20 protein-coding genes are annotated in these 25,608 nt (G+C 41.5%); 11 read left to right on the top strand and 9 right to left on the bottom strand.

Going from position 1 to position 25,608, the window contains the following annotated elements; all coding sequences use genetic code 11:
- Positions 1-198 precede the first annotated feature (198 nt).
- Both NQT65_RS07610 and NQT65_RS07605 read left to right on the top strand, forming a co-directional pair.
- Positions 199-705, top strand: coding sequence for a TetR/AcrR family transcriptional regulator (locus NQT65_RS07610; protein WP_138611065.1), 507 nt, complete (start codon positions 199-201; stop codon positions 703-705).
- 11 nt (positions 706-716) lie between these two features.
- On the top strand, positions 717-1,775 hold the full coding sequence (locus NQT65_RS07605) for an alcohol dehydrogenase family protein (protein WP_256850840.1): 1,059 nt from the start codon (positions 717-719) through the stop codon (positions 1,773-1,775).
- A 56-nt stretch (positions 1,776-1,831) separates the two neighbouring features.
- Here the strand turns inward: NQT65_RS07605 and NQT65_RS07600 are convergent, their stop codons facing one another.
- From NQT65_RS07600 to NQT65_RS07590, 3 genes are all read right to left on the bottom strand, one after another.
- Complete coding sequence (locus NQT65_RS07600) at positions 1,832-3,058, bottom strand: threonine/serine exporter family protein (protein ID WP_029773039.1); 1,227 nt, start codon at positions 3,056-3,058, stop codon at positions 1,832-1,834.
- A 107-nt stretch (positions 3,059-3,165) separates the two neighbouring features.
- Positions 3,166-4,395, bottom strand: a complete 1,230-nt coding sequence (locus NQT65_RS07595) for a glycosyltransferase (RefSeq protein WP_256850839.1) — start codon at positions 4,393-4,395, stop codon at positions 3,166-3,168.
- Positions 4,395-5,372, bottom strand: coding sequence for a LacI family DNA-binding transcriptional regulator (locus NQT65_RS07590; protein WP_256850838.1), 978 nt, complete (start codon positions 5,370-5,372; stop codon positions 4,395-4,397). The genes NQT65_RS07595 and NQT65_RS07590 overlap by 1 nt, the downstream gene beginning before the upstream one ends.
- 165 nt (positions 5,373-5,537) lie before the next feature.
- On the opposite strand from NQT65_RS07590, the gene NQT65_RS07585 reads away from it, so the two are divergent.
- The 3 genes from NQT65_RS07585 to NQT65_RS07575 all read left to right on the top strand — a co-directional run bounded on the left by NQT65_RS07585 (position 5,538) and on the right by NQT65_RS07575 (position 9,269).
- A complete protein-coding gene (locus NQT65_RS07585; protein ID WP_256850837.1) occupies positions 5,538-8,015 on the top strand; it encodes a S9 family peptidase in 2,478 nt (825 codons plus the stop codon).
- Positions 8,016-8,083: 68 nt separating this feature from the next.
- Positions 8,084-8,701, top strand: a complete 618-nt coding sequence (locus tag NQT65_RS07580; RefSeq protein WP_064387054.1) for a LysE family translocator — start codon at positions 8,084-8,086, stop codon at positions 8,699-8,701.
- Between the two features lie 76 nt (positions 8,702-8,777).
- Positions 8,778-9,269: a DUF2798 domain-containing protein gene (locus NQT65_RS07575; RefSeq protein ID WP_256850836.1), complete on the top strand. Its 492-nt coding sequence runs from the start codon at positions 8,778-8,780 to the stop codon at positions 9,267-9,269.
- On the opposite strand, the gene uvrA is transcribed toward NQT65_RS07575, so the two are convergent.
- Entirely contained in the window at positions 9,266-11,827 is a 2,562-nt protein-coding gene (gene uvrA / locus NQT65_RS07570; protein ID WP_256850835.1) for an excinuclease ABC subunit UvrA, read from the bottom strand. The two genes, NQT65_RS07575 and uvrA, sit on opposite strands and share 4 nt — an antisense overlap.
- Before the next feature lie 192 nt (positions 11,828-12,019).
- On the opposite strand from uvrA, the gene NQT65_RS07565 reads away from it, so the two are divergent.
- Positions 12,020-12,430 carry a hypothetical protein gene (locus NQT65_RS07565; protein WP_256850834.1) on the top strand — a complete coding sequence of 137 codons (411 nt, stop codon included), beginning with the start codon at positions 12,020-12,022 and terminating at the stop codon, positions 12,428-12,430.
- Positions 12,431-12,446: 16 nt separating this feature from the next.
- On the opposite strand, the gene NQT65_RS07560 is transcribed toward NQT65_RS07565, so the two are convergent.
- Genes NQT65_RS07560 through NQT65_RS07550 form a run of 3 tightly spaced genes read right to left on the bottom strand, consistent with a single transcriptional unit; the run spans position 12,447 to position 16,153 of the window.
- Positions 12,447-13,235, bottom strand: a complete 789-nt coding sequence (locus NQT65_RS07560; RefSeq protein ID WP_256850833.1) for a LytR/AlgR family response regulator transcription factor — start codon at positions 13,233-13,235, stop codon at positions 12,447-12,449.
- Complete coding sequence (locus NQT65_RS07555; protein WP_054981760.1) at positions 13,232-14,272, bottom strand: histidine kinase; 1,041 nt, start codon at positions 14,270-14,272, stop codon at positions 13,232-13,234. The genes NQT65_RS07560 and NQT65_RS07555 overlap by 4 nt, the downstream gene beginning before the upstream one ends.
- A gap of 27 nt (positions 14,273-14,299) precedes the next feature.
- On the bottom strand, positions 14,300-16,153 hold the full coding sequence (locus NQT65_RS07550) for a CIA30 family protein (protein WP_256850832.1): 1,854 nt from the start codon (positions 16,151-16,153) through the stop codon (positions 14,300-14,302).
- Between the two features lie 401 nt (positions 16,154-16,554).
- Between NQT65_RS07550 and NQT65_RS07545 the strand changes: the two genes are divergently transcribed.
- The 3 genes from NQT65_RS07545 to NQT65_RS07535 all read left to right on the top strand — a co-directional run bounded on the left by NQT65_RS07545 (position 16,555) and on the right by NQT65_RS07535 (position 17,805).
- Complete coding sequence (locus NQT65_RS07545) at positions 16,555-16,968, top strand: hypothetical protein (protein WP_138684740.1); 414 nt, start codon at positions 16,555-16,557, stop codon at positions 16,966-16,968.
- 119 nt (positions 16,969-17,087) lie between these two features.
- A complete protein-coding gene (locus NQT65_RS07540) occupies positions 17,088-17,387 on the top strand; it encodes a hypothetical protein (protein ID WP_126009197.1) in 300 nt (99 codons plus the stop codon).
- Between the two features lie 112 nt (positions 17,388-17,499).
- Complete coding sequence (locus NQT65_RS07535) at positions 17,500-17,805, top strand: hypothetical protein (protein ID WP_126009195.1); 306 nt, start codon at positions 17,500-17,502, stop codon at positions 17,803-17,805.
- Positions 17,806-18,693: 888 nt separating this feature from the next.
- Here the strand turns inward: NQT65_RS07535 and NQT65_RS07530 are convergent.
- Positions 18,694-20,277: a tetratricopeptide repeat-containing sulfotransferase family protein gene (locus tag NQT65_RS07530; RefSeq protein WP_256850831.1), complete on the bottom strand. Its 1,584-nt coding sequence runs from the start codon at positions 20,275-20,277 to the stop codon at positions 18,694-18,696.
- 85 nt (positions 20,278-20,362) lie between these two features.
- A complete protein-coding gene (locus NQT65_RS07525; RefSeq protein ID WP_256850830.1) occupies positions 20,363-22,780 on the bottom strand; it encodes a TonB-dependent receptor in 2,418 nt (805 codons plus the stop codon).
- A 415-nt stretch (positions 22,781-23,195) separates the two neighbouring features.
- Here NQT65_RS07525 and NQT65_RS07520 point away from each other — a divergent pair, with 415 nt between their 5' ends.
- The gene (locus NQT65_RS07520; RefSeq protein WP_256850829.1) at positions 23,196-24,290 is read left to right on the top strand and encodes an NADH:flavin oxidoreductase/NADH oxidase; all 1,095 of its coding nucleotides are present in this window, start codon (positions 23,196-23,198) and stop codon (positions 24,288-24,290) included.
- Between the two features lie 79 nt (positions 24,291-24,369).
- The gene (locus NQT65_RS07515; protein WP_064387172.1) at positions 24,370-25,548 is read left to right on the top strand and encodes an MFS transporter; all 1,179 of its coding nucleotides are present in this window, start codon (positions 24,370-24,372) and stop codon (positions 25,546-25,548) included.
- The last annotated feature ends 60 nt before the right edge of the window (positions 25,549-25,608 follow it).

The following is a 25,608-nucleotide window of genomic DNA, read 5'->3' as shown; positions in this document are numbered from 1 at the left end:
TAAGTATGAAAAGAAAGATTAAAGGGATGCCATATCTATCACTATCCTTATACATTTTGAACTTGAGGGCTTTCCTCATTTGTTAATTTTAAGATGGGTGTCAAAGTTATTATTTTGTATAAATCTGTATTGGTTGACATGTAGAATGAATGCTCTACTATGCTGGGTAGAGCATTCATTCTACATGGGTTAAATATTATGCTAAAACAAGATATAGCTGCTGCGCTTGAGGTGGCCTTTAGTCAACATGGTTTTGCTGAGCCTAGTGTGGCTAAGCTGCAAAAACTCAGTGGCGTTAGTTTGCGCACCCTTTATAAATATTACCCGTCAAAGCAGGCAATGATCATTGCTGCGCTTGAGTACCGCCATAATCGCTATATTAATTTTTTACTTAAAGGTGCACCTGCTCCGGGAGTTGAGGCGGTTTTGCACATGTTTGATCAACTAAAAGCGTGGATGGTGCAATTTGCGCCTAATGGCTGTTTATCTATTAATGCGTTGTCGGCGTTTCCTGAAGATGAAGCTATTAGCCTTGCGGTGCAAACACATAAAAATGACGTAAAAAAACTGCTAGGTGAGCAAGGTTTAAATTCATCGTTGGCCAGTAGCTTGTTTTTGCTGCACGAAGGAGTGTCGAGTGCGTGGCCAGTTATGGGCGATGAGGCGGTTACATCAGCAAAAAACAGTATTCTTAAATTAATATAATGGAGCAACTAATGGCAAATTTACCTAGTACAATGCACGCTGTACAGCTTACCGAACATGGCGATTTTGATGTATTAAAGTATGCAACTAACTTACCGTTGCCAGCGCTTGCACAAACAGATGTACTTATAAAAGTCATGGCGGCAGGTGTTAATAACACAGATCTTAATACCCGCACGGCGTGGTACGCTAAAAAACAAAGCAGTAAAGACGATGCAAGTTGGTCTGGTGATGCGTTTGTTTTTCCTCGTATTCAGGGGGCAGATGTATGCGGCGTAATTGTGGCTGTTGGTAAAAACGTAGATCAAAGCCGTATTGGTGAGCGCGTTATTGTTGAGCCATGTTTAATTAAAGCTAATGGTGAAACGCTTAAATCGCCATGGTATTTTGGCTCTGAGTGCGATGGTGGCTTCGCACAGTTTACCCGCGTTGACTCTATTCACGCTTATAAAATTAATAGTAAATATAGTGATGAAGAGCTGGCCTCTTTTCCGTGCTCATATTCTACGGCCGAAAACATGCTATTTCGCTCAAACCCACAGCAAGGGCAAACTGTTTTAATTACAGGCGCTTCTGGTGGTGTTGGTTCAGCGGCAGTGCAATTAGCTAAAGCACGTGGCGCTTTTGTTATTGCCATTACGAGTAAAAGTAAGGCGCAGCAGCTTAAAGAGTTAGGTGCCGATAAAGTTATATTTCGTGAAGATGATTTAATTCAAGCCTTAGGTAAAAACAGTGTTGATGTAGTCATTGACCTTGTTGCCGGCGAGCAATGGCCTGCACTGCTGGAGGTATTAAAGCCAAAAGGGCGTTATGCGGTGTCGGGCGCTATTGGCGGGGCATTAGTAGAATTGGATATACGTACTTTGTACTTAAAAGATTTAACTTTTTTGGGCTGTACAGTTATAGAGCCTGAGGTATTTAAAAGCTTAGTTAACTTTATTGAACAAGAAAAAATAAAGCCTATTGTGGCGCAAACATTCCCATTGAGCGAAATTGTTACGGCGCAAAAAGTGTTTGCACAAAAACAACACGTAGGAAAAATTGTACTCACTATCCCCCATAGCGAATAGCGCGATAAACAACAAAGCCCGTTACAAAGTAAACGGGCTTTTTAATGGTAACAAGCTTATAAGCTTTTTTTAGGCGGTAAAGCCACGTTTGCAAATATGAGCCCTGCTACAAGCGACATAAATATTAAAAACGTTTGCTGGCCTATATGCTCGGCGTAAACAAAGTCTTGGCCTTCAATAAGCGAGTTTAAGCCAATATACGTTTTACTGCCGGGTACCAGTACAATTAAGCCTTGCATGGCAACAATAGAAGCTGGGGCATTTGCAACGCGGTTAAATAAGTTACTAAACACTCCAACCGAAAGCGCACCAACAAAAGTGCCTAACGTGTAGTCAAGGTACATAGCCGAACCAATACTTGTGCCATAGGCTATAAAACCAGATGCGATAGACCATCCAGCATGTTTTAGTTTGGTTCTAAAAATCACTATTAAGCTGCTACAAAGTAAAAATATAGCCAGCCACGCAGTCCAGCGCGGTAGAGGCTCGGGCTGTACAAAATCGGTTTGGCCAAATATGGCAAAGCCAATGCCTATGCCAATAAAGGCGCCAAAGTACAGTTTAAATAACAGCATAAACGAGTCCATAACCCGCGCCGTACCCGACACCAAATGCCTAGCTGCAAGTTCTGCTAAACCAAGCGCTAGCGCTAAACCAGGTATAAATACAATAATGGCTGAAAGCACCACTAACCGTATATTTATATCGGGCGAAATATACACACTTATTGCACAAGCCAGCACTGCCGATACTATAGCAACAAGGGGCTCAAGCATATGAGCAACCCGTTTTGAGCGCCCTGACCACAGCACAAACACATACACCACTAAAGTAAGTAACGCAGACCAAATAACGTCTGTCCAGCTGGTACCCATTAGCATGGCAAATGCACCCCCGGATGTTGCAAAAGCAATACCGGTAACAAATTTATTGTACGGGTTTGGCATGTCGTAAATGGCATCAAGCTGAGCATCAACTTCTTGTAAGGTGAGCTTGTCGTCGAGCATTTGATTAACTAAGTCGTCGGTGTCGGCAAGTGAGCCTAAGTCGTGATCGCCTGGGTCTACGCGTGCCACGTGGGTGTATTCGTCTTCGTGGCCATCAGTCCAAATTACAAACGTTACCGAAGTTGGCGACATAACAAAAGACGATTTAAGTCCTAAGTAAGTGGCCACTTCCATTAAGTGTGCTTCTAGGCGGTACGCAGGGGTGCCGTACTTATGAAGCATTTTACCTAATTTAACGATAAATTTGCGTTTTTCAGTAAAGGTTGCAGTTTTCAAATCTTGTATGGACCAGTGTGTAAATAAATTAGCTAAAAGTATAGGCTAAAACGCCCATTTGTAATGGGCGCGATTTTAAACACAAATCTGTAGGAGTCTAGTCATTTTTAATCTAATTTTTTATTTTTTTCAGCAATCCATTGCGCCATATATTGCGTACTGCGCATAGTATGGTGTTTTAACATTTGTCCGGTGAAGTTTTTTTCCCTATGCGCTTTTAAATCGTTGCTTATAGAGTCAATTTTATTAATTAACGCCGCGCTTAATTTTACTTTGTCGTACACGGTATTTAGTAGCGTATTGCCAGCTTGTTGCGCATGTTCAAAATCGGCTTGATTGGTGTAAAGCTCAACGGCTGCATTTGCAAAGTCGTCGGTATTATTAGCCACTTTACCAGGCCATGGTAGTTCGTTGTGCATGCCCTCACTGCCTATATTGGTAGTTACACTGGGGGTTTGCATTATCATTGCTTCTAGCAGCTTGCCTTTTATACCTGCGCCAAAACGAAGAGGGGCTAAACATACGCGTGCGCTTTGCATTACCTCATAGGCGTTATCGGCCCAGCCTTTTATTAAAAAACCGGTTTTAGGGTTATTAAGTGCTGTTGCTTTTGGTGGCGGGTAAGAGCCATAAATATGCAGTTCTGCTTTTGGTAATTGCTTGCGAATAAGCGGCCATATTTTTTGTAAGTACAGCACGGCATCCCAGTTGGGGGCGTGTCTAAAGTTACCTATGGTCATAAAGTGCTGACGTTGTTCAAACGATTTAGTTTGCGCCGGTAAAGCAGTTAAATCGACCATAAAAGGGAGATGATGTAATAAACTGGCTTCTACGTTAAATACACTACTAAGTAATTGCATTTCAAAGCTTGAAATAATTAAGCTTAGGTCGCAGCGCAATATTGCGGCTATTTCGCGTTTTGCGATGTCTGAATGTAAATCGCTGGTGGTAAATTCTCGCTCGCCTTTGTGCGCTTCGTGGCGCGCATTACGTAGGCATTGTAAATCTTCGGTATCGAGTATTTTAATGGCATTAGGGCAATGTTTATCTACACGCCAGCCAAATTGCTCTTCCATCATAAAGCGGTCAAACATCACTATGTCTGGGTTGTACGCTTTAACGTACTCATCAAAACTTTCGCAGTTTAGGGCAATGCTTTGACTGGTTATACCAAAGTGATCTAGGTTTACCATGTGCTCGGTGCGCTGTGCTGGGGTGGCAAATTCTACTTGCCAATTTTGCGCTTTAAATGCATTTAATAACGACATCATGTGCGTACCCGCAGCAGACGAATTTGGCTCTGGCCATACGTAACCAATTACCAGCACTTTTTTCATTACGGTGTTTCTCTAATTTGTAGGTTTACATTTACCAGTGTTTTTACTGGTGCAGTGTTTGTTTGAAGTTGTTCTTGCAGCACTAAAATACTGCGCTTAGCAAGCTCTTGCGTGTTTATATTGGCGCAAGTAAAGCGAGGTTGCATTTCGGTAATATCAGGAATGTGTAAGCAGCTTACTATATTGTTTTTTAAATGCGGGGCGGCGGCTAAAACGCCATGCGCAATTATATTATTAGCGCATACAACCGCGTCAATACTCGGATTATTAAGTAATGTGCTACTAAATACTTGCTTAGCATGCAATGGGGTGCTTTTTGTGCACGTAATAGCTGGCTCAGGGGTTATATTGTGTTTTTTACACGCGCTATTAAAGCCACTTAATAAACCTTGTGCAGATAAGCTTTCATCACCCATAAACAGTATGTTTTTAGGCGAATCATTTATTAGCTGCAATGTTACTACATGGCTTGCTTTAGTGTAGTCGGGTAAAACACACGGGGCTGAGCTGTAAGGTACTTCGTGCATTAGGCTAATAACATGGTAGGCAGCAGCAAGGTTGTCGAGCCACTGCGCACAGGTACTAGCCACAGGGCAAATTATAAATGCAGCCACTTTGTATTCTTTTAAATTATTTATTAGCTGCGTTTGGCGTTCTACGCTGCTGTTACTACTAACAATAATGGCCTGAAAAAAAGCCTCGCTTAAAGCCTGCTCTATATTTTTAGCAAGCAATGCCATAAGCGGGTTTGTTAAATCGTCAATCACTACAACCACTAAATTAGAGCGCCCTGAGCGCATAGCCGCTGCATCGCGATTATACACATAGCCTAGCTCATCTATGGCTTGTAACACTTTTTGTTTGCTTTTATCGGCTACTTTATTACTGTGCGTAAGCACCAGCGATACGGTCGATTTAGACACCCCCGCACGATGAGCAACATCAAAAATAGTGACCGATTTAGCTTTGTTAGGCATGGTATTTTAAGCGCGCAGTAGTGAGTAAATAGCTGCGTAGTGTAGCGTATATAATGCGTTTAAGTCATCTTTTAGCCCTGTAATTTAAAGCTTAATACTTTATGAACAGAGCAAAACATGTTTATATACCTTTTATAATCTTAAAAATAACAAAAGGATGAAAACATGAACGCATTTAGGCTGTTAGTTGCCTTTATTTGTTGTGTTGTAATAATGCCAAACAGCTATGCTGAGCAAGGTTATCAAACACCTTCGCCTGAGCTAGCCGCTGTGGTAGATGCCAAATTAGCACCCACTAGTTTTTTATCGAGCGATGGCCAATGGCTTGCTTTATTTGAGCGTAAGCGCGTAGAGACGCTTGACGAGCTTGCTAAAGATGAGCTTAAACTTGCGGGTATAAAGCTTAACCCTGCTAACTTTTCACGTTCGCGTGTTAGCGCTAAATACAGCGCGCTTGAGCTTAATCATGTGCAAAGCGGCACCGTTATTAATATTAATAATTTACCAAACGGTATTATTCGCTCGCCTAAATGGTCATCTAACAGTAAATATTTAGCATTTGTTGTAGAGCAACAAAACCAAGCAAATTTATGGCTTTATAGTGTAGAGACAAAGCAAGCAAAAATGCTCTCAAATGCAGCGCTTAACTCGGTTATTACCGCTACGCCTTACCAATGGCTACCCGATAGCAGCGCACTGGTTGCAAATTTAGCGGTTAATATAGGTAAACCCGCGTTAAAAAACAGCAGTCAAAATGTAGTGCCTGTAATACAACAAAGCACAGGCGAAAAAGCCCCCGCGCGTACCTATCAAAACTTATTAACCAGCCCGTTTGACGAAGCACAGTTTAAATTTTACGGCCAAGGGCAATTAGCTTACGTAACGCTTGATGGCAATACACAAGCCATTGGCAGTTCTGCATTATTTAAATCGTTTTCGGTATCGCCAGATTCAACCAATATATTAGTTGCTGCGATAAACGAGCCGTTTTCGTATCAAGTACCGTACAGCCGTTTTGCCAGCACTTGGCAAATATGGGGAATGCGCGGTTACGCATTAGTCGAACTTGTAAAACAACCGCTTGCCGATAACATTCCACAAGGCTATGACAGTGTTCGCACCGGCCGCCGCGATTTTGAATGGCGCGCGGATCAAGGCGCAGAAGTTATTTGGGCCGAAGCGCAAGATGGCGGCGACATGAAAACCGATGTTAAGCACCATGATTATATTTACAGCTTACGCGCGCCGTTTAAACGCGAGCCTAAACTGTTTGCTAAAGTAGAGCGCCGCTATGCTGGTATAGTTTGGGGTAATCAAAATATTGCCATACTTAGCGACTGGCGCTTTAGCGACCGCCAAGTGCGTACGTATGTTATTCAGCCACGCAATGCAGATAAAAACCGTGTGCTTTTTTCTGAGCGAAGCTATAACGATGCGTATAAAAACCCAGGTAGCTTTATATACGAGCGTAACGATTTAGGCGCCAACGTTATTAAAATTGTTGGCGGGCGTTATATGTATCTGCGCGGTAACGGCGCGTCTGAGCAAGGTAATATTCCGTTTTTAGACCAGTACGATGTAAAAACGAATAGCAGCAAGCGTTTATGGCAATCACAAGCGCCATATTACGAGCGTGTTCGTGCATTGCTTGACGACGAAGGCGAGCGCTTTATAACTGTGCGAGAGTCTAAAACCGAGCAACCTAACTTTTTTATTCGTGATTTAGATAACGATACTCTTACGCAGCTTACTAATTTTGCTCATCCGTACCCAGCATTTAAAGGGGTTACAAAAGAGCAGTTACGTTACAAGCGAGATGATGGGGTTGAGCTTTCGGGCACGTTATATTTACCACCAGGTTACGATGTAACCCAAGGCCCGTTACCTGTACTTATGTGGGCGTACCCACTTGAATACAAAGATAAAGCCGTAGCATCACAAGTGCGCGAATCGCCATACGAATTTACTTACATTGGCTATTGGGGCCCTATGCCTTACCTTGCTAAAGGTATTGCCGTATTTGACGACCCTAAAATGCCTATTGTAGGTATTGATGGCAGCGAGCCAAACGATAACTTTAGAAAGCAGCTAGTTTCAAGTGCGCAAGCTGCGGTTGATGTGCTGGTTAAAAAAGGCATTGCCGATAAAAACAACATTGCTATAGCAGGACACTCGTACGGTGCATTTATGGTGGCAAACCTATTAGCGCATAGTGATTTATTTAAAACCGGTATTGCTCGCAGTGGTGCTTACAACCGTACCTTAACGCCGTTTGGTTTTCAGGGTGAAGAGCGTGATTTTTGGCAAGCACAAAGTGTGTACGCTAACATGTCGCCGTTTTTCCATGCTGAAAAAATTAACGAGCCAATGCTGATGATTCATGGCAAAGAAGATCCTAACTCTGGAACTTTCCCAATGCAAAGTGAGCGCATGTACGCCGCCCTAAAAGGCTTAGGTAAAGACGCTCGCTTAGTTATGCTCCCTTACGAGGCACATGGCTACCGCGCACGTAAAAGCTTATTACATGTACTGTGGGAGCAAGAGCAGTGGCTAGATAAGTACTTATTAAGTGGTTCTGTTGAAGAGCCGGTAAATGTTACTACTGAGCAAGTAGCAGAGCCAATACCGATTGCTGAACAATAGTAGATAATAGGTAACCAATAGCGCGGCTACTTTAGCCGCGTTTTTTGCTTTTAATATAGAGAGAAAAAATGATTGATGTTGCAGCGCTTGCCGTTTTTATTCCTACCTTCTTTTTTGTATCTATCACACCGGGTATGTGTATGACCCTTGCCATGACATTAGGTATGAGCATAGGTGTAAGGCGCACATTATGGATGATGATAGGTGAGCTGTTAGGGGTCGCAAGTGTTGCTATTGCTGCGGTATTAGGTGTTGCAAGCGTAATGCTAAATTACCCTAATGCGTTCGATATTTTAAAATGGGTAGGCGGTGCATACTTAATTTATATAGGTATAAATATGTGGCGCGCAAAAGGTAAAATGTCGATTGATACACAAAAACCGCATGATGTAAGTCGCCAGTCGCTATTTACGCAAGGTTTTGTAACTGCCATTGCTAATCCAAAGGGCTGGGCGTTTATGATCTCTTTACTACCGCCATTTATTAGCGTTGAACACGCACTCGCCCCGCAACTGTTAGTGCTTGTTTTAGTTATTATGATAAGCGAATTTATTTGCATGTTAGCGTACGCCACAGGCGGTAAAAGCCTACGTTTATTTTTAAGCCGTGGTGATAATATTAAATGGATGAACCGAATCGCAGGCAGCCTTATGGTGCTAGTAGGCATATGGCTGGCGTTAGGGTAATTAAATAACAGTTGATATTGTCAATCAATTTGATATAGTTGATTTTGTCATCTATCTTAAGAGAGATACCTGTTTAATGAATACGCCTGCTTTAGTAAATTCTGCGCTCGTAGAGCCTAAAAAAACACCGATCATTTATAAAATAATGGTGATGGTAAGTATTATTGTTTTTGTAGGCGGTAGCTTAACAGGCATTATGACTTACACAAATGTAGGTATAACTGAGCATTTTTATATAGATTGGTTTACTTCGTTTTTAAGTGCGGTGTTGGTTATGGCCCCTGTGGGGTTAGCGATGACAGCCCTTATGAATGCCTTGGTGGCTAAGTTATTACCAAAAGCAAGTGAGCTAAAACGTAATTTAGTGATTAGTGTTTTTATGGCGCTTACCATGGAGTCGCTAATGGCGTTTGTAACCGCTACTAACAATATAGGTTTTGCCAATATGCGCTTATTTTATACCGTGTGGGTAGAGGGGTTATTAGCCGCGCTACCCATTGGTTTAACATTAATGCTTGTTATGTCGGTTACTGTAAAACCTAAATTAGAGCGGTTTTTAAAAAGCTAAATTGCGCTTTTTAAAAACGTTGCCGTGCGGCTATGCTCAGATTGAGCCACATCTTCTGGTTTACCTTGAGCAACAATTAAGCCGCCTTCGTCCCCGGCTCCTGGGCCAATATCAATAACCCAATCGCTGTTACTGGCTACTTGCATATCGTGCTCAACCATAATAACGGTGTTGCCCGCATCAACTAAGCCATTTAACTGCGCCATCAACATGGCTACATCTTTTGGGTGTAGGCCGGTGGTTGGTTCATCTAAAATATACAGCGTATCGCCGCGCTGCGTACGTTGCAGCTCTGTGGCAAGCTTTATGCGCTGGGCCTCTCCGCCCGAAAGCTCAGTAGCCGGTTGCCCTAAACGTAAATAGCCAAGGCCTACTTGTAAGAGCGCATTTAGCGCACATAAAATAGCGGGTTCATCGGCAAAAAATGTATGCGCTGACTCCACCGTTAAATTAAGCACATCGGCAATGGTTTTATCTTTATAGGTAATGTCGAGTGTTTTTTGGTTATAGCGCTTGGCGTTACACACAGGGCACGGCGAATACACGCTTGGTAAAAATAACAGCTCAATGCTTACAAAGCCTACGCCTTCGCAGTTGTCGCAGCGGCCTTTTTTCACATTAAACGAAAAACGACCTGCATCGTATTTGCGCGCTTTTGCCTCTTTGGTATTGGCAAATAATTTACGTACGTGATCGAACAAACCAGTGTAAGTAGCAAGGTTTGAGCGAGGCGTGCGGCCAATGGCTTTTTGATCAACCGTTATTAGGCGCTTTATATGCTCAAGGCCCTCGGTAATTTTGCCATGGGTTGGTGTTTGGAGTTCTTGATCAAGCAAGTCGGCTTCATCGGTAGGCATTGGCGGCGGCGTTTTTTGACCTAAAGCATCTTGAATAAGCTCGACTAAGGCTTGGCTTACTAAGCTTGACTTACCTGAACCAGAAACACCCGTAACACTTGTAATAACCCCAAGCGGAAATTCGGCACTGATGTTGTGTAAATTGTTACGCTCAATACCACTTAGCTTAAGCCAGGCTGATGGCGTACGTTGTGTTTGATGATTTGGCTTTGCGTTATTGTTATGCTTAAAAAGATACTGACTTGTATGTGAGTTGCTCACTTGCTCTAAGCCTTCAACTGGTCCGCTGTAAACAATATTACCGCCATGCGAACCCGCATTTGGCCCTACATCAACCACCCAATCGGCATGGCGAATTACACTTGTATCGTGCTCCACCACAAATACTGAGTTACCAGCCGCTATTAGCTCATCTAGGGCGCTTAAAAGTGCTTGCGTATCGGCTGGATGTAAACCTGCCGAAGGTTCATCTAGCACATACACAACACCAAATAATTTTGAGCGAATTTGCGTTGCAAGCCGCAAGCGTTGTAATTCCCCAGCTGATAACGATGGCGTAGTACGCTCAAGCGATAAATACCCTAAACCAAGCTTAGTGAGTGCTTCTACGCGTTTGATAATGTCGCTTGTGATGCGCTTTGCCACAATGGTTTTTTCGGGGTTGGCTGCGTTACTTTTAGCGGGGTTATTGGCAGCAATGCTGAGTTTTTCTGCCAGCTCGCCAAGTGTTAATTGCGAAATTTCGCCTATATCAAGGCCTGCTACTTTAACCGATAACGACTCTTTTTTAAGTTTTTTTCCTTCGCACTGTGGGCATTGTGATATTTGCATATACTGCGACACGCGCTTTTTTGTGCGCGGACTTTGAGTGCTCGCAAATGATTGTAAAACAAAGCGTTTAGCACTTATAAATGTACCCATGTAGCTGGGGCTTTCTTCATTTTTAATAGCCGCTTGGGTTTGCTCAAGCGTGTACTCGGGAAACACGGGTACTGTGGGCGTGTCGTTGGTAAACAAAATCCAATCACGGGCTTTTTTGGGCAGGGTATTCCACGGTTTATTAATATCGTAACCTAACGAGGTAAGAATACGGCTTAGGTTTTTACCTTGCCAAGCTGGCGGCCATGCTGCAATGGCGCGCTCTTTAATTGATTTAGTAGGGTCGGGCACTAACAGCTCTTCGGTTACGTTAAATACACGGCCAATACCATGGCACTCTGGGCAGGCGCCTTGTGGTGTATTTGGCGAAAACGCATCGGCATACAGTATACCTTGCCCTTTGGGGTATTCGCCCGCGCGTGAGTAAAGCATTCGCAGCGCGTTAGAAATAGTGGTTACGCTACCGACCGATGAACGTACCGAGGGTGCGCCACGCTGTTGTTGTAATGCTACCGCGGGTGGCAGCCCTTCAATCGAATCTACATCGGGCTCATCTACTTGGTCTATTAATCTGCGCGCATAAGGCGATACCGAATCAAGATAACGATGCTGTGATTCGGCAAATAATGTTCCAAAGGCGAGCGATGATTTACCCGAGCCCGATATACCAGTAAAAACAACAAGTGAATTACGGGGCAAGTTTACATCCACATTTTTTAAGTTATGAACACGCGCGCCTCGTACTTGAATGCTGTGCTCTGGGTTTAATAAAGCCGATTGCGCATTACTAACCTCATGTGAATTTTTAGGTGTGGTTGCCATGTAATTTACTCCTGTTTAATAACCATGTGTTTATTAACGTGCCGCAAAGTATTAATACTAATGGGGAGTCACTGAATGAGCGCTTAGTTAGTTTACTGAGCGTTTAATAGAGTGTTTACATAATAGGTAAAAACTGCGAGTATAAATTTCAATCAAGCATGCAAAATTCGAAATTTAAAAGGACGTTTAATTGTGGCAAAAATTGTAGTTAGCTTTTTATTTTTATTAGTACTTTGCGCCAATGTGTGTGCAGCGCAAAATAATGTACTAAACGTTGACCGAGCCATACCAAATAGCATGCACTTGTCGTTTCCAAACGATAATAATATAACGCCTAAAAAGTCTGACTTTTCTATTGCAAACTATGTACTTATGAGCAGCGAAATAGGAGAGCGCTGGGCGGTTATTACCCTTACTAATTTAGCCTCTGGTAAGCGAGAGCTTAATCAGGATCATTTATTAGCGCTGTTTGCAGATGGCAGCAGGCTAACACCAAGTGAATTTAAATTAGGCTTTAAAGGCAATCAAACACAGTCGGTAACGGTATCGTTTGCTGAGCATACGTTTCCTATTTTAAGTGTGTATACCAGTAATGATCAGTAACATGTTTTTAGATAAGTTAAATATGTAGCAATTGCTTTAGTTTATCGGCACCGGCTCTGCTGGTGCTTAGTTCTGATTTAATTTCATCATTTACAATCACCATTAGCTTGCCGTTAAACCAACGCTGTATTTCTTTAATGTGGTCAACGTTAACTAAATAACTTCGATGAATTCGTACAAAATTATGTTCTGCTAAAGCAAGTTCAAGCTGATCGAGCGTATCGCTTAAATGATGAAATGTATCGCCATTCCACGCCAAACTATTGCCTTGCTCCGATTTAATAAATTTAATGTCACTTGGGGAGAGTAAAAATATCCGCTCACCGTTTTTACTAATGAGCTTATTTATGGTGTTTTTGGTTAATGTAAAGGTTTGCTCGTTGGGTTCATGATTGACTAGCGTATGTGCACGTCGTTGCTCTAGTAGGTGCTGCGCTTTGGCGAGAGCTTTTTTTAGCCTAGCAATAGGAAAAGGTTTGAGTAAGTAGTCAGTTGAGGCGTGCTCAAAAGCTTTAATTGCAAATTGGTCATACGCGGTTGTATAAATAATAATGGGCTGGTAGTTAAGTAAATCAATAAGTTCAAGGCCATTAATTTCAGGCATTTGTATATCAAGTAATACCACATCAGGAGTCAGCTCATTTATTAATGTAATGGCCTCTTTGCCATTTGTGGCCATACCCACTACTTCAACATGCTCCATTAAACTCAATTGATGGCTTAATTTTTCGCGAGCGGGAAGCTCGTCATCGGCAAATAATACGCGCATTTTAGTTACTGTATTTGGCTGGTTTTTGTGGCTCATAGTGTTAGCTCCAACGTAACCACTGCACCATTATTATTGCTCAGTAGTACCTTACTTTTACCAAGTTGTTTAACGCGTTTTAGTATGTTTTTCATTCCTACACCACTGCCATGGCCGTGTTTTATTACCTCGCTCGAAAAACCCTTACCGTTATCGCTAATTTGTATTTTAACGCCGTTAGGTAGCTCACTAAGCGTTATATTAAGTATTAACGACGTTTGTTTGGCGTTATGTTTAATGGCGTTTTCAATAATTGGTTGAATAAGTAGCGGGGGCAGCGATATGTTTTTAAGCGTATTGGGAATGTGGTAATTAACTTTGAGTTTATCGCCAAAGCGGGCTTTTTCAATATTTAGGTACTTTTCTATTATTGTAAGCTCTTGCTGTAAAGGTATTTGTTGTTGCTCTGCGGTGTCGAGGGAATACCTTAAAATATCAGCCAGTTCATGCAGTACTTCATCGGCTAAATCAGGGTTTGTATGAATATAAGCCGAAATTGTATTTAAGCTATTAAACATAAAATGTGGGTTTAGTTGGTAGCGCAATGTAGCAAGTTGCGCTTGTTTAAGCGCGTGTTTTTCGGCTGTTGCGCGTTTTTTGTTTTCAATAAAAATACTGGTAAAGTAAATACACGAGCCCCAAAGTAAGCCGTTAAAAACAACAAACACCCCCATCGATTTGTGCCCATCAAAAAGCTGTGTGAGTACTATATCAGTAAGCACATTACCAAGTGCCATAAATACAACTGCAATTAACCATTCAAACGCTATTTTGTTAATGTGTTTATTGCGTAGGTAAAAAATAACCGCTGCAGCACTCCATACCGGCACCCAGTAAAAAGTAACAAACCACACGGTAGCAGCGAGCGCACTACCCGCAGTAAAGGGCGCAGAGTTAGCAATTATGAGCCCAAGGGCATAAGCAATATCTACAACAAGTAAAATAAAAAAGCTGTATTTATAAAAAGGATGTTTGAGCATAATAGGTGCTTCTTTTTGTAATTGATTAAACCATAACAAAAAACAGTCAAAACCCAAAGAGTTTGTGTTTTGACTGCTACTCTTTTAAAAGTAAGTTAGCTCTTTGATTTGTAGTGTATTTTTTAATGGCTTATTGCTTGCGCCTGGCATTTTACGCCACATTAGGTTTACTCCAGTTAATTGAGTGGCCGACCACGTAACGGGGCTACCAAAGCCAAATTGTTTAAATGTAGTGAAAGGAATATCAAGCGTTGTCCACTCATCGCGCGGTTTTAAAAGTACACTAAAGTGATCCCAATCTTTTACATCACTATGATAAACAGACAAGGCAAAAGGCGTGCTTGAACCTTTATACGTTAGTCGAATACCTTTAAATGCAGAGGCATCAGCCGGCGATGTAAATTTTATTTCAGCGCCTGCCCACGCGCCAAAGCTGGTTGGTTTGGTAATGGTTGTATCAATAGTTAAACTGTTTTTATGCGTGGTAAGTGTTGCCACAGACTGACCACCCATTACCGAGTCGCTCAAGGCTTGCCATGGTGTATCACCGGTAAAATCATCAATAACATGTTGCGCTTGGCTGCTTTTTATTACTTCATTACAAGCGGGGCCTTGGGGCTTTGTGGCTTTGTTTTGAGCAATAAGTGCTGGACGGTCTACTTGTACTCCTGCTTTATAAACCTCTGAGATAGTATGAATGTGGTTTAAATCATCAAGTGGGTTTTGCTTAAGCAGTACAAAGCTTGCCTCAAAGCCTTTAGCCAGCTTGCCAATGCTCTCGGCTTTATTAATCGCTTTTGCGCCGTTAACTGTGGTTGCATTAATTATTTCGCCATTTGTTAAGCCCGCTTTTTTAAGGGCATCTAGTTCGTTGTGTAACCCAGTACCGTGCAGCGTGTAAGGGTTTCCGGCATCAGAGCCTGTGCCAATAGTAATATTAGCTTTATGTAACTTTTGTATATTTGCATAAGCGGTTTTACGCTCCTCCCACGCGTGCTCTTTCCATTTTGAAGGTGCAGGTACTTTGTCAAACAAACATCCTTGAAGCTTTTCGGGAATGGTTTTTAGTAACTCGCTTTGTGAGCTAATAGAATGGTTATGCTTTTCATCGCTATGGTTATGATACACCGCAAGGGTAGGAATGTAGGTTACATTATGCTGTTTCATTAGCGTAATAAACTCATCGTCAATCGCTTCGCTATTAATACCGTGCGCTAAAGCCGTTGCACCGGCCTTAATAGCGCGTTTAGCATCACCTAGTGTAGAAACATGCACAAAATACGGTAAATTAGCCGCTGCAGATCGTTTACCTAGCTCGCTTAATTGGCTATCAGTTAATGATTTACCCACACCGCCAAAGGTTTCAATAACCGCTTTAGTTACATGTGGCTTAGTGCTTATATGTTTTTGCCATAGTGCTGCTATGTCTTCATCTTTTGCAATTTCGTATGCGTGGCCGCCAAACTGCGTGCCGTGTCCGCCAGGGTTAGTAAACAAAGTACCCGCATAAAAAAGGTTAGGGGTTAGTTGGGCTTCTTTTAATTGCGCGGCTTCGTTTAGGGTTTGCTCAAACGAAAACAAATCAACAATATTAGTTACGCCTAAATACAAATTAGAATTAAAGTGCGATTTAACCGGCAAATACTGAAACTCAGTAAAGTTACTACCCGATGAACCCAAATGTACATGTAAATCAATTAAACCAGGTATTGCATATTGGTTGTTGGCGTTAATTGTTTTATCTGCGTTTTGTAGTGGGTCAGTCGCTTTAGTAATACTTACTATTTTACCCTCGTCAATATACAGCGAACTCGGCGCAGAAAAGCTTTGCGAACTACTTTGGTATAAACGAATGTTGTCGACCCGCAGGTCAATGGCATACGCACTAAAGTGGCTTGCTAAACTCAGTGCTATAACTGTTTTTGTAATAATGTTCATGACTATATTCCTTATCAATAAATAGGTATTTGGCGTTTTGTTGATAAGAAATTTAGCGAGCTTTTTAACCTGCTTCATTAATGTTTATCTGAATCGACATTATTAGAGGTTGAACCGACATAAAAGTAAATAAGCGTTGTGGTGGGGTACTCAGGCTAACTAAATTAAGTTTTTAAAGGGCCGCGATGAGCGAGAAGCAGTAACTCAGTTGAGTCGACATTAGTTTAGTAATAATAGGAGGAAACTTTCCTCTTATTTACATGTTTATATAAGCTACATAAAGCATAATATTTATAGTTGGCAATAGCTTACGCTATTTGCTATTAATATAAGTACATAAAATAAGGACGTTTTGGCGCTAAAATAAGGAAAGTGTCATCTGATAAAGTTGTTAGGTTTACATGAAGTATTTATTTTTAATCTCACTAATCGTGTCTTTTTCTTCACTGAGCAACGAAGTAGTCAATAATCAGATTGAAAATACCATTAAATCTTACTTGGAAGTTAGAGAAGGTTACGTGGTAAAGAATAAAATTAAAGGAGTTATTGATGGTTATAGCAAAGAGATAACTATTATTCAGTGGTCTATGCTTGGAGCAACATATTGGCAAGATTATTTATCAGTTTTTAGTGCTGATAATAGTGAAGTTTCAACTATGAAGCTTTTTGGTATTGTTCAAAATGTTCAAGTTAAAGCAGGAATTATTCGGGTTAACATTAAGCAAAAAATGCCTGATGATCCTCGCTGCTGTCCTAGTGGTGAAGAGGAACAATTTTATCATCTTAAAAATGGGGATTTAACTCGTCTAAAGTAAACCTAACAAGGCACTAAAGTAGGACGCTGCTCCTCACCCGTTTTAGTGGGGCGTTAGCTGATTGGCGCAAATAATAAGAACAACTCAACAATTAAATATTTTCTAAAGGAGTTCGAAATATGCAAGAAGACACTGTTAAGTCGACTATAGCAACCATTCAGAATGGCGTGGCTAAAGGGGATGGTAAGCTCTGGGTAACTGAAAGCGAAGTCAACTTTGAATCGTTCCACAACGGCGCCGGACTTGGGTCATACAAAATTGAGCGAAAGTCAATTTCAAAAGTAGACAAATGTTTGGGCAAAGGAGCAGGTATTATTCCTTTAACATCGGATGCCATAGAAATTTCGTTGCAAGACGGTAGTACATATCAATTTATCGTGTCGAACCCAAGTGAATGGATAAGTTTACTTAACAAATAATCAGCAAACAAATTGCTTAAATTGAAAAATAACTGCTGGCTATCGCTTCGCGATTGTAGCCAACCATTATCTTCCGTTTAAAAAGGCGTTATGCGCAAAGGAGGTTAGTTACATGGTAAGTTCTATCCCTTTAATTTTTATATCTATACTTATTTTTGTTCAAATAAAAAAATTCAAAGATCTGTGTAAATATTTATCTTATACCTACCCAGAAGAATGGAAAAAATTATCCCATAACTCTTTAGGTAGCTCTCAATGGTCTGTTACAAATGCAAATTTAAGTGAATCACTTAAAACAGGTTTTTTTTCAACTGTAGTCGATGGAAAAATAAGACAGTTTAAAAAATTTAGATTATTTAATATGTACTTAATGGGGGCGGCGGTATTGCTACAATTAAACCTAGTATATCTGCAGTAGTGTACGCTTAATAAACTGTTAATAGTGCGTTAGGCTCATAGTTAATAATCTACTATATTTAAATTTTAATGAGTAAAGGAATATAAAATGAAAAAATATCTGTTTTAATTTCAATGTGCTTTTTAGCTGCTTGTAGTAATACTAACGATGTATCAAGCAACAAAAGATATACTCTTGCATACGATAATGGAGTGCCTGTCAGTACCCACAAAGAAATAAAAGACTGCGGAGCTGCTGCTATCGTTGCTAATATCAGAGAAGTTAATAACTGGAATACTAAATACAGAAACTCAAAAACGGCTCCATTACATAAAGCATCAGCACCTAGAAAAGCCTCGTGTAAATAAGCGTAAAAAGCTAATCAAGTGGGACTGTGCTGCTAAAGCATGGCTCAGCTCAACATTATAGCCATGCATTACCTGGTGCGTTTTTTTACTGCAAGTTTAGAGCGTTAATGGAATATTTATGCCAATAAAAAAGTGGATTGTACAATACGCAATAGCTCTACCAATTATTTTTGTTCTGCTAACTAGTGTTCAATACTTAAAAGGCAGAAGTCTAGAATACTCTATTGGATTTGGTATATCGTGGGCATTGGTGTCGGTAACTATTTTTGCTATTAGACGTTCTTACAATTATCGCAAAAATATTAATTGTGCTGTATGTAATGATTTACCTAATAATAACCAAGACTCTGATAGTAAGTAAATATAACAACAAGTGACTAAGGTTACGACCGTCCGCTCATTTCACTCTTAAGCCACCGACAACATAAAATGTGATAATAATTGGCAAGGTATTTTACTGTGTCGGATGGCGCTTCGCTTATCCGACCTACACTTACACAAGTCGCTTATTTGGATTCACCTACTACCCAAAATAAAACGCTCATTCAACACTAATACCTTGGCTTAAAAGGTACTCCACTGCTGCATCAGTATGGGGTTTAAATGCTTTCCACCGGCCAATTGCTTTGTTGTTAAGTGGTTGGCGTACTTGTACTTTACTAGCCGTAGATACCGGCGCGGTGTTTAAGTGAAAGTCCATACACTGTGCTTGCCACTCTAAATTACAAAAGCTAACTAGCTCTTTTATTTGCTGCTCGGGCTGGGCGACTAGTTCTTCGTATTTTACTAATTTTATATTGCTGTGCAGGGCGCTAAAGTGCTGCATGAGTTTGTAAAAGCGGCTATAAAATTTGGCTGTGTCGAGTAAATCGAGCGAGTACGCGTAGTAGGGGTTATTTATAGTAAATAACTGGCGATAGTTACCAATGCAGGTGTCCATTGGGTCGCGTAGCATGCAAATAATTTTCGCGTTTGGTAGGGCTTTGGTTATTAAGTCGATATAAAAAAAGTTAAACGGGAGTTTATCTATAAAGTGCTTATGGCTGCCGGTGGTTACGCGAGTGGCATTTAAATACGTTGTCCCAAGATGATTAAAATCAAGCTCATACGCTTTAGTGAGTGTTTGAGTATCGAGTACATGCGGTGTTTGAGTTTGGCTTAATTTTTTAACGCTTAGGCCAAAGTCTTGTAATTCACCGGCTGATTGTACGTCGCTGTGGCTCGATAAAATACGCTCAACCAATGTGGTGCCAGAGCGGGGCATACCTAATACAAAAATAGGCTCTTGCGTTGGGTTGCCGTGTGTTAGCGCGTGTTTATGCTGCTCACTTAAATGTTTAATGTGTTCAAATAACTCAGTTGAGCTTTTATGATCAAAAGGCTGCATAGCGCGTTTAGTGGCTTTTCCTCGCTCTAGGCTGTTAAACGCATCATCAAACTTGCCTATGTCTTGGTACTCTTTTGCAAGTGCGTGGCCAATGTGTAATTTTGCATCGGGGTGTGTTACTTGCTTAAACACGTTTTTTAAGCGCGCTATATGATTATTTTGTTGTGTGGCTTTGGTTAAGTCGCTTAATGCGAAATGGCTTGCATGGTGAAGTGGGTTTAGCGCAATGGCGCTTTCAAAGGCATTTTTGGCTTGTTCAAATTGGCCTAAAAATTTAGCGCTTACCCCTAAATTATAATAAAACTGAGGTTGCGGTTTATTTGCATGGTTAGCCAGTTCAATTGCGCAGTTAAAATAGTTTAGTGCCTCTTTGTGCAGGCCTGCTTGTGTAAGCGCTACACCTAGGGTGTCGGCATCAAGACTCTTTTTTATTTGCTCAACGGGTATCGCTAAAGCGGTGTTTTTGGCTTTGGTAAGCTCACCTGTTAATGCGTAACACTTTGCAAGCTGCGCGGTGTATTCAATGCTTTTGCCAAGGCTAAGGGCTTTTTCGATTAGCTTTATGGCTTTGTGAATTTGCCCTACGCGTAAATTAACCATGGCCAGTAAAAAGTAGCCATCGGCAAAGTCGCTTTTTTGAGTCACTAATTCAACGAGGGCTTTATGGGCACGTTGTATATTACCTTGGTTTAAATACTCAATGGCGCTTTGATGAAGGTGCTTTAAGTTTGGCTGCATGATGTTTGTTTTATTTATGTGTTAATAAAGAAAAAAGGCTCAAATAAATTTGAGCCTTATAACATTGTTTAAAAGTGACTATAAATTATATTTCAAATTTGTAGTTAAATTTAACGCCTACTGTTAGTGGGCGATTAATATAGTGGCCGTAGTTACGTTGTATGTCGGCGCCATTTGCTGATGTTATGTCTGCATCTGAGCGACGTACTGATGTAAATGCATATTTGTTGAATAGGTTATCAACATAAAGAGTTGTTGACCACTCATCGGCTGTTAACTTAGCAGAAATATTACTTAAGCTGTAACCTGGCAGGGTTTCACCGTTGTCATGCAAACCTACTTTTGAAATTACATCACTTTGTGCGGTTAAACCGTAGTTAATATCAAGGGTTTTGTCGTTAAACACATCTGTTTGGTAGTTTACACCCATTGAGAACTGATGCTCTGGCGAGCCCGGTAAACGGTCGCCGTCTTCTGCGCCATCGGTGCCATCAGCATTAAACAAAAATGGGGCGTCTGAGGTTAGCTCTGCTTTGGTGTATGCGTAAGTTGCATAAACCGAGAATGAGTCAGATAAAATGGCACGGGTAGAAATTTCAATCCCTTTTGCATTTGCGCTGCCTGCGTTTGAAAGGTACGTTAATTGGCCTACATCTGTAGCGCCTGTAATTTGTGCATCATCCCAATCTATGTTGAATAACGCGGCGTTAAAGTGTAATTGGCTTCTAAACCAGGTGCTTTTAAGGCCTAGCTCGTAGTTTGTAGTAGTATCTGCATCAAAAAGCCTTTCGTCAGCGTTACCACATCCTGTTTGCTGGTTTTCAGGGATAGGATCAGGGCAAACAGCTAGAAGGTTGGAACCGCCAATTCTAAAGCCTTCACTTACTGTTACATAACCCATTACTGAATTAGTAAACTGGTATTTAGCATTAAATTTGAATAAGTTACCGTTATCGCCTGCTTCGTCTTTTTCGTAAGCAACGGTGATTGCATCAGGGTCTGCATCGCCATAAAGTGTATTTGCAAGCGGGAAGTCAAATGCTGCTTGCGCCTCTACATCGTATTCGTAAAAACGTGCACCAATGGTAATATCTAATTTTTCGGTAACTTGGTAGCCAACTTCGCCGAATAGCGCAGACTCAGTGACTTTACTTTTTGTAAGCTCTAAGTATTCTAATGAGTCAGGTCTTAGCTGAGCGCCACCAAAGTTATCGATAGCGAATTGGTCAAACCCAGGCGTAAACTCTCTACTTGATGCTTCGGTTTCTGTTTTGTTGTAAAACGCGCCTACAATCCAATTTAGGTCGCTGTCGCTTTGCGATACTAAACGAAGCTCTTGCGTGAAGGTATCTTCTTCGTCAATTTCACGTGTGTATGATGAAAACGCAGGGAACTCTTCATAACCGTAATCTAGGCGGATAAGTAAATCGGTTTGGTCACGTTGGCCGTCGGCATCAAAGCTTGAAATACCGGTTGCCGATACAAACTCTGCAAAACCTAGGTCGGCTTTTAGCTCTAGGCTTAGTAGTTGATCTTCTTTTTCGCGCGGCTCTTCATAACGATAAGCCGACTCGTATTTACCTACAATATCGCTTAAACCGTTATCGTCGTTTAGGCTGTTGTAATGAACAATTGAACGGCCTTCGCTGTCTTGATTTTGGTAAAAGTAATTAAGTGTCCCTTCAAATGTTTCGCTTGGTTTCCAACGTACAGAAATACGGCCTGTGGTAGTTGTTTCGCCGTTAGCATCTTCAACATTTTTAATATTGTTGTTTACTTCGTCGGCGTTACTCCAATCAGGGTCCGGTAGCGATACACCTGGCTCACGCACTGTGTAAGCATAATCAATAAAGCCTGGGTCTTCGTATACGTTCAAGCTTGCACGTACTGCAAGTTCATCTTCAATAAGTGGCAGGTTTACTATAAAGCCGCCTTCGCCGCCTAACGAGTCACTTTCTTGGGTTTGAAACATATCACCAAATATTTCTACCGTCGTAAAATCAAGCTCTGGCTCTTTAAGCATGTAACGTATTGCGCCGCCTAAAGTACCAGCACCATATAATGTGCCTTGTGGCCCAATAAGTACTTCAACACGCTCTATGTCGACTAAACGCATATCAACTGACACTGGAATTTCGTTAACGTATGTGGCTACGGTACCGCCATCTGATGATGGACCCGACGAGTTAGTGTTTAAACCACGAACTATAATCGGTGAGCCTGAGCGACCACCTTGATCGGTAATTGTTAAACCAGGTACCCAACGCGCTACATCGGCTAATTCGCCAATGTTTTGATCTTTCATTACATCGGCATCAAGTGCGGTAATGTTTAGCGGTGCATTTTGTACAGATCCGCTGCGTCTTGTTGCTGTAACTTCGATTACTTCGAGTGATTTGTTTTTAGCGGTGGTTTCTTGTTGTGCCACAGCCGAGTTAGAAAATAAAAATGCGCTAGATACAGCGCTCGAAATAGCCAAGGTTAGCAAGCTTGGTTTAAACATAAAAAGTGATCCCCAGATTCAAAATTTAACACCAGTTAATATAAGTTAACCAGTTTATCAGGGAGTTAAAGTGGTGGGAATATTAAAATTGAATTTTAATTCACTTTTTTGGAATAAATATAGCTAGTTACACAACAAAAAATTATATAAATATGTATAACATCCAAGTAATTGGCTAATTAAGGTACAAGGAAACATATTTTACTCGTTGAGCAAATGTAAATAGCCATTCATATTGGTTAATTACCTAAATGTATTAATACGGTTAAAAAACCTATAAGGCCCTGTTGAATGTTTTGCTCAACGGTATTTATTCTCGTTTTGACACTATAAAAGTGAAGTTTGATCCCCATTAACCCTTCATACCGTAAGCTATAGCATTTCGTACTAAAGTACGCGTATTTAAGGAATATTTATGAGCCAATTATTCTCACCTTTAAAGCTCGGTGAACTCACTTTAGACAACCGCATTATTATTGCGCCTATGTGCCAGTACTCAGCAAATCAGGGGTCTGCCAGTGATTGGCACACTATTCATTTAGGGCAACTGAGCTTAAGTGGTGCAGGGCTATTAATTTTAGAGGCCACCGCGGTAAGCCCTGAGGGGCGCATTAGTTACGCCGATTTAGGGCTTTGGAATAACGAAACCCAGCAAGCACTGGGCAAAAGCTTAAAAGCGCTTAGGCAATACAGTCCTATGCCTATTGGCGTTCAGCTTGCGCATGCAGGGCGAAAAGCGTCTACTGAAAAACCGTGGGATGGCGGTTGTGCAATTGCACCTAGCGATGAAAACGGCTGGCAAACACTTGCGCCTTCTGCACTTGCCTACGATGACAACGCCTACCAGCCAAAGGCTATGACAAAATCGGATATAACCCAGCTAATAAACGATTTTGCAAGTGCAGCAAAACGCGCTGATGAGCTAGGGCTTGATTTAATTGAGCTACATGGTGCGCATGGTTATTTGTTACACCAGTTTTTATCGCCACTTTCAAACAAGCGTGATGATGAATACGGGGGCAGTTTGCAAAACCGTATGCGCCTTGTGCTTGATGTGTTTAAAGCACTAAGAGCTGAATTTGCAAGCCATAAACCGGTAGGTATTCGTATCTCTGCTACTGATTGGGTAGAAGGTGGCTGGGATTTAGCACAATCTATTGAGCTTGCTAAAGCATTAGATAAGCTTGGCTGCGATTTTATTCACGTAAGTACAGCAGGGCTAAGCCCAGAGCAACAAATACCGGTTAAACCTAACTTTCAGGTACCATTTGCAACCGCTATTAAAGAGGTAGTAAGTATGCCGGTAATAGCTGTAGGTTTAATCACTGAGCCACAACAAGCCGAAGATATTATTAGCGAGCAGCAAGCCGATGGCGTAGCACTAGCGCGAGGTATTTTGTATAACCCGCATTGGCCTTGGCATGCTGCAGCGCAGCTTGGTGCAACCGTTAATGCGCCTAAACAGTACTTGCGATCTAGCCCGCATGGGCAGCCTTCACCTATTAAGTAACTTACATTTTTACATTTACCATGGCTACCCACTGCATTTATATGCAGTGGGTTTTATTATTTATAAATTAGAGTTATTTATGAACCAATCACGTGCACAGCCAGTGCAAATAAGTAATACCTTAGTGAGCATTATTGCCCTGTGCTGTGGCCTTATTGTGGCAAATATTTATTATGCCCAGCCTATTATTGAGTTATTAGCGCCCGATGTGGGTTTAAGTGCGCACAGCGCCAGTTTTATTGTGTCGCTTACACAAATTGGCTATGCAATGGGACTGTTTTTTTTAGTGCCATTGGCTGATTTAGTCGAAAACAAACGCTTAATGCTCATTACCTTAGCCATAACATTTTTAAGTTTAATAGGCGCAGGCTTAGCGCAAAGCCCAAGTGTAATGTTGCTTTTATGCTTATTGGTGGGGGCGAGCTCTGTATCGGTGCAAGTATTAATACCGCTTGCTGCGCATTTATCGTCAGATGAAAAACGTGGGCAAGTACTGGGTAATATAATGGCGGGGTTGTTACTGGGTATTTTATTAGCAAGGCCAGTTGCAAGCTTAATAGCCGATCACTTTGGTTGGCGAGCCGTATTTTACTTTGCCGCAGGCTGTATGGCATTTATAGCCAGTGTTATATATTTTGCAATACCGAGCAGACAACCGACACACAATACAACATACTTTAAGTTATTAAAATCGCTTAAGCAGCTAATAATACAGCAGCCCGTGCTGCGTCAGCGGGCATTGTATCAGGCGCTTATGTTTGCCTCTTTTAGCTTATTTTGGACCAGCGTACCGGTTGTATTAGCCAGAGAATATGGCTTATCGCAATCGCAAATTGCCTTATTTGCTTTAGTAGGCGCAGCTGGTGCTATTGCAGCCCCTATTGTTGGGCGTTTAGCCGACAAAGGTTACACGCATCAGTTATCGTTACTTGCAAAAGTGATTGCTGCTGCGTGCTTTTTACCCAGTATATTTGAGCTTCCGCACGGTATTATTATTTTAGCGCTTACGGGCATGTTTATTGATTTTGCTGTGCAGGCAAATATGGTGCTGGGTCAGCGGGTGGTATATTCATTAGAGCCGCAAAGCCGAGCTCGCTTAAATGCTATATACATGACCAGTATTTTTGTAGGCGGAGCGCTTGGCTCGTTAATGGCAAGCCCGCTATACGAAGCTGGTGGCTGGGAAAGCGTGGCGTTAGTGGCAGCGGGTATGCCAGTTATATCACTAGTCGGCTATTTAATGACAAGTAAAAAGTAGCGCGATACAAGTTACATAAAATTTTGTTATTTAAAAGGCCAGCGCAGTTATGTGCTGGCC

It is taken from the genome of Pseudoalteromonas agarivorans, from assembly GCF_024518735.1.
Lineage (GTDB): Bacteria > Pseudomonadota > Gammaproteobacteria > Enterobacterales > Alteromonadaceae > Pseudoalteromonas > Pseudoalteromonas atlantica.
This window is presented reverse-complemented; position numbering and strand designations above follow the sequence as displayed.